The following is a 14010-nucleotide window of genomic DNA, read 5'->3' as shown; positions in this document are numbered from 1 at the left end:
ACGGGTGCCCGCATCACAACGCGCCGCGCAGGGTCACCATCACATTGCGCGGCTCACCGTAATAGCGCCCGTTAACGAAGCTCGACAAGGTGGTGTAGTAGTGCTTGTCGAACACGTTGTTGAGATTGACCGCCACCGACCATTGCCGGTTGACCTGATACCGCGCCAACGCATTCCAGACCGCACGCCCCTGGATCGGCGCGGTGGCAGTGCCGATCTGCCGGTACGCCGCGCTCTGCGCGCTGACACCGCCGCCGACGGTGACATCCTGCAGCACGCCCGGCAGCCGGTACGTGGTCCATACCCGCAGCAAGTGCTTGGGCGTGTAGCTGTTGAAGGTCTGGCCCTGGCTGCTGACATCCTGCAGGTAGGTGGTGCGGTTGAAGGTGTAGCCGGCGAACACGTTCCAGTCGTGCAGCACCTCGCCGCTGACTTCGGCATCGAAGCCACGGCTGCGCGCCTTGCCGCTGTCGATGTAGCAGAAATCGTTGTTGCGGCAGGTGGGGCTGGTGCTCAGGTCGGCCTGGGCGCGGTTTTTCTGCTCGATCTGGAACAGCGCAAACGCGCTATTGATGCGCCCGTCCAGCCACTCGCCCTTGAGGCCCAGCTCGTAGTTGGCCCCGGTCATCGGCTTGAGCATCTCGCCGGCTTCGGTCTGCGCGTTCTGCGGCTGGAAGATGTCCGCGTAACTGGCATAGGCCGACCAGGTCGGGCTCAAGGCGTACAACAGGCCGGCGTACGGCGTGACCTGCCCGGTCTCGCGGGTGTGCTCGATCGATTGCGACGGCGACAGCCCGGTGGTGGTGGTGTTCCAGCGGGTGTCGTGCCAGCTCACGCGGGTGCCGACGATGGCCCTCAACGGATCGGTCAGCTGCCAGCGCAATGCGCCATACATGCCGAATTCGCGCGAGGTGCCATGCCGGGCCTCGCGCGCATTGGCGAAGATTTCTTCGTCGCTGATCGCCCGCACGTTGCGCTGCAGAGCGAACACATTGAAGGTCTGGAAGTTGTTCTTGTTGCCGTAAACGGTATCGACCGTGTTCTCGGCGAAATTGCTGCCCAGTACCAACTCATGCCGGCGGCCCAGCGCGTTGAAGTGCCCGATCACATTGGCATCGAAGCCGAACGCATCCGCATCGGAAATGGTGCGCGCCGCCAAAAAGGCGCCGGTGCCGTTGGCGGGATTGATCGCGCGGCTAGAGCTGGCGTATTTCAGATCGTGCAGCTCGCGTACCTGCACCGCACTGAGCTTGAACACCCAATCGGCAGTGAAGCGATGGTCCAGGTCCAGATACAGCCCACGATTGGACGAGGACTGCCGGTTCCATGACGCACCCAGATTGGTCCGGCGCGGCAGGCCGATATCGCGGCCATCGCTGAAACTGGGCAGACCGCCGAAGAACGGCCGGCCTTCAACTTGTTCGTAGCTCACGCCCAGGCTGAGCTGGGTCTGCGGCGAAAACGCGTAGTCGAGCGTGCCGTAATAGGTAGGCGTGCGGCGCGTGACCCCATCCACGAATGAGCGCTGGTCCTGGTAATCGATCACCCCGCGCGCGCGCAAGGCGCCATCGGCGCTCAGGTTGGCGCTGGCATCGATCAGCGCGCCGTAGCGATCCCAGCTGCCGCCCTGCACCATCACGCTCACGCCCGGCACATCCAGCGGGCGCTTGCGCACCAGGTTCACCGCACCGCCGGGGTTGCCCGCACCCTGGAGCAGGCCGGCCGCACCGCGCAGCACTTCGGCGCGATCGTAGATGCCCATGTTGGCGCTGTAGTTGCTCGCCCGGCCGTACATGCCGCGATTGAGCGGCACGCCGTCGTACTGCACCGTGGTGATGTCGAAGCCACGCGAATAGATGTACTTGCCGCCCTGCGGGCTCTGCACGATGGTGATGCCGGTGGTGCTGGCCAACGCGTCGTAGACCGAGGTGATGTTCTGCTCGTCCATCAACTGGCGGGTGACCACGCTGATCGATTGCGGGATGTCCTTGAGCGACTGCTCGCCGCGGCCGATGCTGACCGCCCGCGCGGTATAGCTGCCGGTGCCGCTGGTGGCCGCACTGCGGTTGGCCTGCGCGGTCACCTTGACGGTGGGCAGCAGCCACGCATCCACCTCGCTCCTGGTCGCGCTGGGCTGCGGCGCGGCGCGCAGCACGTAGCCGCCGGTCTGCAACGGCACGGCCTGCAGGCCGCTGCCGGCCAGCAGCGCAGCCAGGGCGGCCGGTGCGGTATAGCGGCCCTCCAGCCCGGCAGTGGTCTTGCCGTCGGTCTGCGTGGCGGTGAAGCTCAGCAACAGGTTGGCCGAACCGGCCAGTTCACGCAGTGCAGGTGCCAACGGGCCGGCGGGGATGCGATACGCCTGGCGGGCATCCTGCGCGGCAGGCGCGGTCTGGGCGATTGCCTCGGGCATGCCCGCACACAAAGCCAGGCTGCACAGCGCAAGCGCCACGGCCGTGCCGAGCGGCCGCTGCACGGCCTGCACCACGGCGCTGCGCTGAGACGAGGAAGAGGAAAGTTGGCCGCGGCGGCGGGCAGTGATCGACATGCTGTTCCCACAAAGGTTTGGTGTCGCACTGACACCGTCATTGGGGAGGTGCCACAACGGCGGCGATCGGGCAGCCCGGGTGCATCTTATTTTTTGGCGACGTGCCGGCTGGCGCGCCTCAGCCCTGCCCGGCCGCCTGCACCGTCACCCAGTAACGGCTGCGCCGGCTCACCCGCACCGGCAGCACGCTGGGCAGCATCGCCAGGATGCGGTCGGTGTCGTCCAGCGGGAACACGCCGGAGACGCGCAGGCCGCCTACCAGCGGGTCGCAGCGCAACAGCCCGGAGCGATAACGGCCCAGTTCGGCGACAAACGCATCCAGGCGCCACTCGTCGGCAATCAGCTGCCCGCGCACCCAGGCGGAGCCCTGTACATCGGCCGGCGCGATGGCGCCGAGCGTGTCGGCGGTAAAACGGCACTGTTCCCCCGCCTGCACGCGCCCGACGGCCTGCGCGGCCGCATGTGGCCGCACCTCCACCGCGCTTTCCAGCACGCTCAGCCGGGTGTCGTGTTCGTCCTGGCGCACGCAAAAGCGCGTGCCCAATGCGCGGATATCGCCCTGCGCGGTGCGCACCAGCAAGGGCCGCGCATCGTGGCCCGCGCCCAGCGCCTGCGCAGTGGTCACCATGATCTCGCCGGCCAGCAACTGCAGCAGCCGTTGCTGCGCGTCGAACCGCACATCGATGGCGCTGCGGGTGTTGAGGGTGATGCGGCTGCCATCCTGCAACTGCACCTCGCGGCGCTGGCCGGTCGCAGTGGCGTAATCGGCGGTGGCGCGCTGCCAGCGTTCGGTGCGCGAGGCCAGCACGCCGGTGGCCCCGGCCACCCCACCCCATAGCAGCAGGTTCAACGCCTTGCGCCGACCCGGCGATGCCTGGCCGTTGCTGCCGGCATACGGCGACAGGCTGCGATAGGCCGCCTGCGGGGTCAGCGTCTTCAGCCGCCCGGTCACCGCCTCGATATGCGCCCACGCCCGTGCATGGTCCGGATGCGCATCGCGCCATTGTTGCCAGCGCTGCAGCTGCGCCTGGCTCGCGGTGCCGGACATCAGCACCGTCAGCCACTCGGCAGCCTGATCGGCGACCTGCGCACTGATCGGTTGCCCGCCGGCCAGCGGTGCTCGCTGGTCATCGGCGGCGCGCGCGCGGCGTGAGGCGGCATCAGCCATCCGTGCGGCTCACGCCGACAGGGCGAACAGGCAATGCCGGTTGGCACGCGTGAGATATTGCTTGACCGAGCTGCTGGACACGCCCAGCCGCTGCGCGATCTGCGCGTAGCTCAGCTCCTGCAGATGCGCCAGCAGAAAGGCTTCCTTCACCTTGGGCGGCAGGCCATCCAGCGCCTGGTCCACCTGCTGCACCGCTTCCAGCGCCAGCAATTGCAGCTCCGGCGACGGCGCCAGTTCTTCCGGCAGCGCAGCCAGCAGTTCCAGGTAGCTGGTTTCCAGCAACTTGCGCCGCTGCCGGTGCGCCATCAAGCGGCGCGCGATGGTGGCCAGGAACGGGCGCGGTTCGCGGATCTGGTCGGCCGCCCCCGCGCTGATCACGCTGATGAAGGTGTCTTGCGCCAGGTCGGCAGCCACGAACGCATCGCCCAGCTTGCGCCGCAGCCAGCCCTGCAGCCAGCCGTGGTGGTCGGTGTACAGGCGCTCCACCTGCTGATGAAGCGCGCCTTGCGTGACCGACACGATGACCTCCTGAACGGCTGGTCCGGACGGCAAGGCGTCCGGCGACAAATGAGAATTGATCTCATTCTAGCGGAAGCCGGCCGAGCCTGCAGCCGCAGCCACCGGCCGATCCGTCAACGCGGGTGGGCGACGTGTGGGCAATTGGCGCCCCTGCGTCAGCCGGCAGTGGCCTGGCCAGCCCTTCGACAGCTGGGCGTCTGGCAGGCGAGCGGCGGTGCGGTGGCTTGACTCGCCAGGCGTCGGGCAATAAAAAAGCCCGCTTGCAGCGAACTGCCAGCGGGCTTTGCTCCCTCCCCCACGTCGGGATGCAGGATCATAGTGCGCGCCCCGAACGCCACTTGCACGCTGCACTGCAAAACAACACCAGGCAGTACAGAACTGGCGCTTTCTTCTTCACGTCGCGTTGGCGCGCGGCAGCCTCAGCGCAGCAGATCGGGCTGGGCCTGATACCACTCCGGCGCACGCAGCAGATGCCATTGCGGGGTCTGGCCGCGCAGCCCGACCGCTGCGCTCAACATGCCCCAGCGCGCGAGCAGGCTGCCGCTGCGCTGGCTGCCCTGCAAGCGCAGGCGTGCATCCACCTGGAAGCGTTCGTTGCGTGCCTGCAGCCGGTCGACGATGACGGTGTCGCCCTGCCAATGCACACGCCCGGTCACCTGCGCCTGGCCTGCATCCACCAGCCGCAGCATCCAGTTCGGAATCGAACGGTCGCGCGCGTATAGCGACATCAGGAATGCCAGGTCACGCACCTGGATGCGCACGCGTCCATCCACACCGACCGGCTGGCGCCATTGCATGCGGGTGTCTTCCAGCACGATGCGCGCCCACCAGCCATCGCGGCGCTGGCCATCGGGCCCGGTGAATCCGACATTGCGCAGCTGGATGGTGCTGGCATCGAGACGGAAGTTTTCTGCACGCAGATCGCCGCGCTGCAGGCGCAGGTCCGCATCCACGTCGCCACGCAGTGCCAGGCCGGCAAACTGCAGCCGCGCCGCACGTGCGCCGATCCGCAGGCCGCCCTTGCCGATGCGGCCGCCGGGTTCGATCTGCAGATCGCCGCTCAATACACCGTTGCCGCCATCGAAGCGCAACTGCTGCTGCGGCAGATAGCGGTTGTAGGCACGCAGATCCGGCACGCGCGCATTGGCGAACCGCAGGTGCGCGCGCGTGGCGTCGCGCAACGTGGCCAGGTTGCGCGCATCGGCGCGCGTCTGCAGCTCCAGACGCAGGTCGCGGCCCTGCACGAATGGACGCGTGGGCGCCTCGTCGTGCGCAATCGAGAACTGCTGCATCTGCAAGGCAAGTGCCGGCAGCAGCTGTCCGCGCGCATCGGCGCTCACACGCAAATCGGCACTGGCCTGGCCATCGATCGCATGCCCCATCACGCCGACGTGCGCACGCACGTGCGGCACCTGCAGGCGGCTGCCGGCACCGAGCTGGCCGCGATCGATGCGCAGATCCGCATCCACCAGGCCCTCGCCTTCCAGCGTCAGCCAGTCCACATCGGGAAACAGCGCCGGAATCCAGCTCAGCGAAGACAGTTGCCAATGCAGGCGCGCATGCCCGGAGGTGCGCGGCAGCAGGCTGCGCATCGATTGCAGCGGCAGTTGCCGGCCTTGCACGCGCAGATCCGCATCCAGGGTCAGCCCGGCATCGGCGGGCTCGGGCATGCTGACTTGCAGACGCATGTCCTGATCCACCTGCAGTTGCGCTGCAAGCTCGCCCAGCAGGGCAGCCGGCGTGCGCGTGCCATCGTGCAGCGGTGCGCGCCATTGCAGTTGGCTGCCGGGCTGCAGGCTGCCACGCGTCCAGCGCAACTGCCCATCCGCACGCCCCTTGCCGGCACGTGTGGCGAGCGTATGGCGTCCTTGCGCATTGCGTGTGACATCCAGTGCTGCGGTGTCGCCATGCACGGTCAGCTGCGCATCGGCAAGCTGCAGCATCGCCAGCCCGCGCGCCTGCTCCGGCGCATGCCGCGCGATGCTGGCGTCGATGCGCAGCTGCCCGTTGCGCAGCACCTCGCTACCACCCCAGCGCATCCGTGCATTGTCGAAGCGTGCCCGCGAGGGAAACAGTTCCATCGGCCCGCCGCGCAATTGCTTGAACAGGCCCAGCTCCAACTGACCATCGCCTTCGATCTGCAGCTGCCGCAGCGTCACTGCCTGCACCTGGTCGGCGACGATGCGGTCGAACTGCAGGGTCCAGGCCGGAGCGGTGGATGCGGGATGTGCGGGTGCGCCAGCGGTCTTGGCGCCCCCGGCGGATTGCGGCACACCGGTGGATGCGCCGGTCGTCCGTGCGGGCGGCTGCGTGCCCGCCGCGACGTCTGGGGTGCGTGCGGGTGGCTTGTCCTGCGCGGTCGTTGGCGTCGTCGTACTGGCTGCGTCAGCCGATGGCGCGGCAGCCACCTGCGTGTTCGGCGCTGTCGCCGGTGCTGGCATCGCCACGGTACCGGCTGTGGGTACAGCCGCCTGCATGCCGCCGCGCACCCCGTGCGCATGCACCTCCGGCACCAGCAACTGCCGGTGCAGCAACGGCAGCAGCTGTACCTGCCCGCTCATGCGCTGCGCGCTGACGTTCCAGCGGGTGCGTGCCGAGCGGCCTTGCAACTCCACCCTCCACAGCGTCAGCCGGCCTGGCCACCAGGTCACTGCCGGGCCCCAGTGCATGGTGAACCTGTCCGGCTTGCGATTGAGCGCGGCCGGCCCGAGTGGCGTGTTGAGCAACAGGTTGCCGAGCAGCAGATAGCTTGCGTACACCACCAGTAACGCCAGCAACGGCCAACGCACCAGGCGGGGCAATCTTTGCCAGCGGGCGCGAACAGGCATCGTCATGACGGCAAGGCTCCTGAAGACCGCGCACGCGGCATGACGCAGTGTGCCAAGGAAACCGTGAGCGCGGTGCGCAGCGGCGCGTGCGGCGGGACACCGGCAGGTTGCCCGGTGTGCAGTCGATGTCCTGCACGCGCGGCAATGCGCGCACTACCTCTTCGAAGACGGCAAATCTGACCGCGTTACGCAAGCCTCAAACAAGTAACCGCTTACTTCGCTTTCGACACCGCCGGCAGCAATCCCGGCTGCGCGTCGTACCATTCGCGTGCACCGGCCAGGTGCCATTGGCGTTGCTTGCCATCGAGTTCGATCCCGGCGCCCAGCACGCCCCAGCGCAGATACAGGTCGCCGCGCCGCTGCTCGTCGTTCAAGGCCAGCCGCGCACGCAGCGACAGGCGTGCATTCTCCGCATGCAGGTCGTCGATCAGCAGTTGCTGCTTGCGCCAACGCACCCTGCCGGTGGCGTCGAGTTCGCCCGAATCCAGCAAGCCCAATACCCAACGCGGGTAGTCGGCGCGTTGCGCGAACACCGACAGCAGCGGCGCGATATCGCGCATGCGGATCGCCGCGTCGGCATCCACCTGGAACGGTGCGCTGGCCTGGATGGTGCCGGCACCGACCTGCATCTGCCCCCACCAGTTGGCATCGGCGCTGTCCTCGCCCACCCGCATATTGCGCAGGCGCACGCGCGTGCCGCTGAGGTCGAAGAACTTGTTCTTGAAATCGGCGCGCTGCAGCTGCGCCTGCAATTCGGCATCGCCGCGCATCTGCACGCCGGCCAGCGCCAGATGCGCGCCCTGCCCGCGCAGGTTGGCGTGGCCGCTGCCCACATCGCCGGCGGCATTGAGCGCCACATCGCCGGTCAGGCTGCCGCTGCCGCCGAGCAGGCGCACGTTGTTGCCCGGCAGGTAACGGTTGTAGACGGTGAGATCGGGCACGCGGGCATCGCTGAAACGCAGCTGCGCCTTGAGCGTGTCGCGCAGGCGCGCCAGTTCGGCGTCGCCATGCATGGCCAGCTGCAGATCGCGGCCGTCCAGCAGGATCTGTTTGGGTGCAGCGCGCGGCGCGGCCTTGAAGACGGGGATGCTCACGTCCAGATGCGCCTGCGGCGTGGCGGCATCGTCGATGCGTCCATGCGCCTTGGCGACACCGGCCAGCCGCGTGTCGAACACCTGCGCCACTGCCTCCACCCGCGGAATCTCCAGGCTGCTGCCGCTGGCGAGCCGGCCTTGCGCCAGGCGCAGATCGGCCTCGACCAGGCCACCGCCTTCGAGCTGGAACCAGGGCTTGCGCACGAACAGCTCGGCAATCCAGTTCAGCGATTCGAACTGCCAGCGCCCACGCACCTGCCCGGACAGGCGCGGCAGCACCTGCGCAGGATCCTGGAAGGGGATGCTGCGTCCGGCAACGCGCAGATCGGCCTGCAGCTCGCTGCCCGTCTTTGCGTCGCGCGGCAGCCGTGCCTGCACGCGGATGTCGCGCGCCACGTCCAGCTGCAGCGCCAGCATGCCGCGGTCGGTCGCCCCGACGCCGGCCATCAACGGCAGGCGCCAGACCGCATGGCTGCCTTCCTGCAGCGTGCCGCGGTCCAGCGTGATGTCGGCCTCCACCCGCGCCGCCGACGGCCCGCTGCGGATGTCCACATGCGGCGCACCGGTGTCGATCTTCAACGCCACCGTAGCGGCCTTCAGCTGCAGCCGCGCGTGGGTGATGCCGAGCTTGCGCAGGCCCGGCGCTTCATCGCGGTAGTGGCGCGGAAACTGGAATTGCGCATCCAGCTGCGTCCCATTAAACACCTGCACCCCGTCATAGCTGACCACCGCATCGCTGAAGCCTGCCTGCGAGGGAAACAGCTCCGACGGGCCACCCTTGAGCTGCTTGAGGAAGCCGACGCTGCCATGGCCCTGCCCGGCGATCAGCAGCTTGCCCAGGCGCGCGCTGCGGATGCTGTTGCTGGTGATCGCATCGAAGCGCAGCGTCCAGCCCTGGTCGCCGCGTGGCGGTGGCGGAATCGGGGTGTCGGAGGTTTCCACCTCCGCGCTCAGGCCGGTGGCGTGCAACCACGGCAGGCGCACCTCGCGTCGCAACAGTGCCAGCAAGGCCACGCGCGCATTGGCGCGATCGGCATGAAACACGTACACGGTACGGTTGGCCTGCCCGCGCATGCGCACGTTCCAGGCCATCACCTGCCCCGGAAACACCGTCAATGCCGGGCCGGTCTGCATGGTGAATTTATGCGGCTGCCGATTGGTGACGGCATCGAACAGCGGCGTGTTGAGAAACAGGTTGCCGGCCAGCAGATACAGCGCATACAGCGCCACCAGCACGACCACTGCGATGCGCCATGGCCGGGGCCAGCGCTGGAAGCGGTCGCGAAGAGAGGGCATGGGCGCAGGCACAAGTCGAGTCTGCCGCCACTATCACGGTTGCGCTGGCGGCGAGGCGTGAACGTGGCCGGTGGCCCGTTACCGCACACGCTGCACGCCAGCTGGAGCTGCATGGTGGCCGGCTGTAGCGCGGGTGGTGCGCGAGACGACCGGCCAGGTCCGCCAGGTGACCGCACGCCGGCCAGCGACGCCAACGCCACATATGGCAGCGATGCGCAACGGGAGTGGATGAAGCCTCGCCCGTGCCGTGCTCCTGCCACGCAACAGGTCGCTTCGCAGGCGTTCGACGCGGCCCGCGAGGCGCATTGCACCATGGTCGCAGCGCGGCCGACGCACGCAGCGGCGATAATGGGACGTCTCCTGCCTGCTGTGCCGCCCATGTCCGACGAACGCATCCTGTACGCGCCGCTGCGCGAGCGCCTGGTTTCTGCCGAGGCCGCTGCCGCATTGATCCAGCCCGGCGAGACCGTGGCGATGAGCGGCTTCACCGGCTCCGGTTACCCCAAGGCGGTGCCGATGGCGCTGGCGCAGCGCATCGAAGCGGCGCATCTGCAGGGCCAGCCGTTCCAGATCAAGTTGATGACCGGCGCGTCCACCGCGCCGGAACTGGACGGCGCGCTGGCCAAGGCCGACGGCATCGCCATGCGCATGCCGTTCCAGTCCGACCCGGACGCGCGCCAACGCATCAACGCCGGCACGCTGGACTATATCGACATCCATCTCAGCCACGTCGCCCAGCATGTCTGGTTCGGTTTCTACGGGCAGATCGACACCGCCGTGGTGGAGGTCTCGGCGATCCGCGCCGACGGCAGCCTGGTGCCGTCCACCTCGATCGGCAACAACAAGACCTGGCTGGACCTGGCCAGCAAGGTGATCATCGAGGTCAACGACTGGCAGCCGGCCGGCCTGGATGGCATGCACGATGTCTACTACGGCACCGCGCTGCCGCCGCAGCGCAAGCCGATTCCGCTGATCCACGGCGACGACCGCATCGGCGAGCCCAGCCTGCGCTGCGATCCGGACAAGATCGTGGCAGTGGTGCGCACGCATGGCCCGGACCGCAACAGCCCGTTCGCCGCTGCCGACGCCAGCAGCGAACGCATCGCCGAACACTTGATCGCGTTCCTGCGCCATGAAGTAAGCAAGGGCCGGCTACCGGCCAGCCTGCTGCCGCTGCAATCGGGCGTGGGCAATATTCCCAATGCGGTGCTGGCCGGGCTTGCACGCAGCGGCTTCCGCGATCTGGAGGCCTTCACCGAGGTGATCCAGGACGGCATGCTCGCGCTGCTGCGCGATGGCGTGCTGCGCTACGCCTCGTGTACCGGTTTTGCGCTCAGCCCGGAGGGCAACGAGGAATTCAAGCGCAATATCGATTTCTACCGGCAGCGCATCATCATGCGCACGCAGGAGATTTCCAATCATCCGGAACTGGTGCGCCGGCTCGGCTGCATCGGCATGAACGGCATGATCGAGGCCGACCTGTACGGCAACGTCAATTCCACCCACGTGATGGGCAGCCGCATCATGAACGGCATCGGTGGCTCTGGCGACTTCGCGCGCAATGGCTTCCTGTCGATCTTCCTGAGCCCCAGCATCGCCAAGGCCGGCAGCATCTCGTCGATCGTGCCGATGGTCAGCCATGTCGACCACACCGAACACGACGTCTCGGTGATCGTCACCGAGCAAGGCCTGGCCGATCTGCGCGGCCTCACGCCCAAGCAACGCGCACGCCAGTTGCTCGATCACTGCGTGCACCCGCGCTACCGCGATGCGCTGGAAGATTACGTGGCGCGCGCCAATCGCGACAGCTATGGCAAGCACACCCCGCATCTGCTGACCGAGGCGCTGTCGTGGCATCAGCGCTGGTTGGAGACCGGGGATATGTTGGGGTGAGTGGGGAATCGGGAATCGGGAATCGGCGGTTGTAGCTGATCGTGGCGGCGCGATAGGTGTAGTGCAAGAACGTCGACGTCCGATGGTGCTTTGCCTTGGGCAACTTGCAACGCCGCTGCCATTGAGGGAAGTCATGGTGCAGTCGTCATGTCTGGCGTTTGACGCTGGCCGAACTGCATTGCCGGTGCCGACCTGCGTGACATCGCCACGTCATGCAGGTGGCGGATAACGTTCCTGCCCGCTCGCATTCGGCGGCAGGACGGCTCTCTCCCCCTCCTGCCGCTGGGCGCGACGGGTCATCGCCGGGTGGTGCCAAATCTGCTAGGCCGGCTCCGTGCACCGGCCCGGCGTTCGCGTTCTGAAGCGGCCATCAACACGACTGTGTGCATCGCCAGGCTGCTCGACAGGCTTGTTGGCCGCTGGTCGCCGCAAGCGAGCGCTGTTGTGGATGTGCTGCGTTTTGGGCGCTTTGCACTTTGAAGATGCCGAACATTGAATGGAATGTGCGCCGCGTTGAATGCGCAGTGCGTTGAATACGCTGCGTGTTGAGGTACTACAGTTTCGATGGAATGCGCGTTGAATCTGTTGCCATTGCGCGAGCGCAAGTGCGCCGCGCCGTTACAAGCATGCAGCCTTGGATGGCTGCCTTCCGCCGTACCGTCACCCCATCCCCCGCTCCGCGCCCCGGCCCGCGCTTGCGGCGCGGGCACGCCAAGGCACGCGCGCCCGTGACGCGCAAACCGTGCCTTGGCGCGCCGCAGGGAGCAGGGCTTATCCCTTCTCCCTGCGGGAGAAGGTGGCGCGCAGCGCCGGATGAGGGTGCGGGCGAAGCCGCGTCCCCTCACCCGGCTGCCCCGACGATCACGCCGCTTCGGCAACCCGCCTGGCACGCCGCGCACGCACGGCCGTCGCCAGGCGCTCCAGCACCTGCACCGAGGCGTCCCAGCCCAGGCAGCCGTCGGTGATGCTCTGGCCGTAGGTCAGCTCGCAGCCGGGCACCAGCTCCTGGCGTCCGCCGACCAGGTGGCTCTCCACCATGACGCCGACGATGCGCGTCTCGCCGCCTTCCAGCTGCGTGGCGATGTCGTCGATGACCTTGGGCTGGTTCTCGGGGTTCTTGCCGCTGTTGGCATGGCTGGCATCGATCATCAGGCGTGCCGGCAACCCGGATTTGTTGAGCACCTGGCTGGCCGCTTCCACATTGGCCGCATCGAAGTTGGGCTGCTTGCCGCCGCGCAGGATCACATGGCAATCCGGATTGCCTGCGGTTGCGGCCACCGCGGTGTGGCCGTCCTTGGTCACGGCCAGGAAATGATGCGGGTGCGAGGCCGCGCCCACCGCATCCACCGCGATCTTGACGTCGCCACCGGTGCCGTTCTTGAAGCCCACCGGGCACGACAGGCCCGAGGCCATTTCGCGGTGCACCTGGCTTTCGGTGGTGCGCGCGCCGATCGCGCCCCAGGCCACCAGGTCGGCGATGTACTGCGGCGAGATGATGTCGAGAAATTCCACGCCGGCCGGCAGACCGAGGTTGTTGATGTCGCGCAGCAGACCGCGCGCCACCCGCAGGCCCTTGTTGATCTGGAAGCTGCCATCCAGATCCGGGTCGTTGATCAGGCCCTTCCAGCCGATGGTGGTGCGCGGCTTTTCGAAGTACACCCGCATCACGATCTCCAGCGCATCACCGAACTGCTCGCGCAGCGGGCGCAGGCGGTGCGCATAGTCCATCGCCGCGACCGGATCGTGGATCGAGCAGGGCCCGATCACCACCGCCAGGCGGTCGTCGTGGCCATGCAGGATGGCGTGCAGCGCGGCGCGCGAATTGGTCACGGTCTCGGAAGCGCGCTCGTCGCAGGGCAGCAGCGACAGCAGCTGCGAAGGCGGGGCAAGGGCTTCGATCTTGCGGATACGCAGGTCATCGGTCACAGGCGGCATAACAGTGTCTCGGTGGGCGGTGTTGCATCAGGGGCCAGGCGCGGCGGCAACAAAAAAAGCCGCCAGTGTGCGCTGGCGGCTTTTCGGGAATGCTGCTGAAGATTTCTTCAGGGTGAGCGCAATCCGTCCTCCGCCAGCGGCATCGGAAAACCGTAGTACCAAAAGTAAAACTGGCTGCGGGGTGCGTTCATTGAGTGCATTGATACCACGCACGTTTCGGCCGTGCCACTGTTTCATCGGCAACGGAACGTTGCAGCGCGCTGCCGGCGCCATCCGGGTCGATGGCCTGATCCGCACTTCATCGTGTCCACCCCCCTGCAATTGCGGCGTCTCAGACGCAACCTGCGCAGGGATGCAACGCCGATACGCCGCGGGCATAAGCACGGCCGATCATGACGATGCGAACAATCGATCACCAACTCCGCGGACTTCGGGACTGGGCGCGGTAAACCCGACCAGCCCTCTCTCCACTACATGGCTTCAACCAGCGCCGGCTGCGATGTTGGGTCACTGCGCTGCGTACTCGGACAACGCACCCAGCGACAAGTAGCGGTGACTCCCGCAATGCCAAGATCCAGTCAGGCCCTGCGGCAGAAACGTTTCGTGTCGACCATCGTCGGCGACCACGCAACCCCACCTGCTGCAGGGTGGATGACAAACGGCGCGCCCGTTTTTGCCTGCACCACACGCCACGGCGCTATGCCGTGACGTGTGGTGCGGCCGCCACGCTCA

8 protein-coding genes are annotated in these 14010 nt (G+C 67.4%); 1 reads left to right on the top strand and 7 read right to left on the bottom strand.

Features of this window, described 5'->3' with window-relative positions:
• Positions 1-13: 13 nt before the first annotated feature.
• From H7A86_RS02700 to H7A86_RS02680, 5 genes are all read right to left on the bottom strand, one after another.
• Positions 14-2410: a TonB-dependent siderophore receptor gene (locus tag H7A86_RS02700; RefSeq protein ID WP_232099203.1), complete on the bottom strand. Its 2397-nt coding sequence runs from the start codon at positions 2408-2410 to the stop codon at positions 14-16.
• A 253-nt stretch (positions 2411-2663) separates the two neighbouring features.
• Positions 2664-3713, bottom strand: coding sequence for a FecR domain-containing protein (locus tag H7A86_RS02695; protein ID WP_119130445.1), 1050 nt, complete (start codon positions 3711-3713; stop codon positions 2664-2666).
• 9 nt (positions 3714-3722) lie between these two features.
• Positions 3723-4232: a sigma-70 family RNA polymerase sigma factor gene (locus H7A86_RS02690; RefSeq protein ID WP_104534532.1), complete on the bottom strand. Its 510-nt coding sequence runs from the start codon at positions 4230-4232 to the stop codon at positions 3723-3725.
• Positions 4233-4651: 419 nt separating this feature from the next.
• Positions 4652-7066, bottom strand: a complete 2415-nt coding sequence (locus H7A86_RS02685) for a hypothetical protein (RefSeq protein WP_119130443.1) — start codon at positions 7064-7066, stop codon at positions 4652-4654.
• Positions 7067-7272: 206 nt separating this feature from the next.
• On the bottom strand, positions 7273-9450 hold the full coding sequence (locus tag H7A86_RS02680; RefSeq protein ID WP_119130442.1) for a translocation/assembly module TamB domain-containing protein: 2178 nt from the start codon (positions 9448-9450) through the stop codon (positions 7273-7275).
• A gap of 378 nt (positions 9451-9828) precedes the next feature.
• Here H7A86_RS02680 and scpC point away from each other — a divergent pair, with 378 nt between their 5' ends.
• Positions 9829-11343, top strand: coding sequence for a succinyl-CoA:acetate CoA-transferase ScpC (scpC, locus tag H7A86_RS02675; protein WP_104583558.1), 1515 nt, complete (start codon positions 9829-9831; stop codon positions 11341-11343).
• 861 nt (positions 11344-12204) lie between these two features.
• Here scpC and H7A86_RS02670 read toward each other — a convergent pair.
• Together H7A86_RS02670 and H7A86_RS02665 are read right to left on the bottom strand one after the other, a co-directional pair.
• Positions 12205-13278, bottom strand: a complete 1074-nt coding sequence (locus H7A86_RS02670) for a 3-deoxy-7-phosphoheptulonate synthase (RefSeq protein ID WP_104649313.1) — start codon at positions 13276-13278, stop codon at positions 12205-12207.
• A 27-nt stretch (positions 13279-13305) separates the two neighbouring features.
• Positions 13306-13515: a hypothetical protein gene (locus H7A86_RS02665; protein ID WP_147421296.1), complete on the bottom strand. Its 210-nt coding sequence runs from the start codon at positions 13513-13515 to the stop codon at positions 13306-13308.
• Between the last annotated feature and the right edge of the window lie 495 nt (positions 13516-14010).

This window comes from Xanthomonas euroxanthea (assembly GCF_903989455.1).
GTDB lineage: Bacteria > Pseudomonadota > Gammaproteobacteria > Xanthomonadales > Xanthomonadaceae > Xanthomonas > Xanthomonas euroxanthea.
This window is presented reverse-complemented; position numbering and strand designations above follow the sequence as displayed.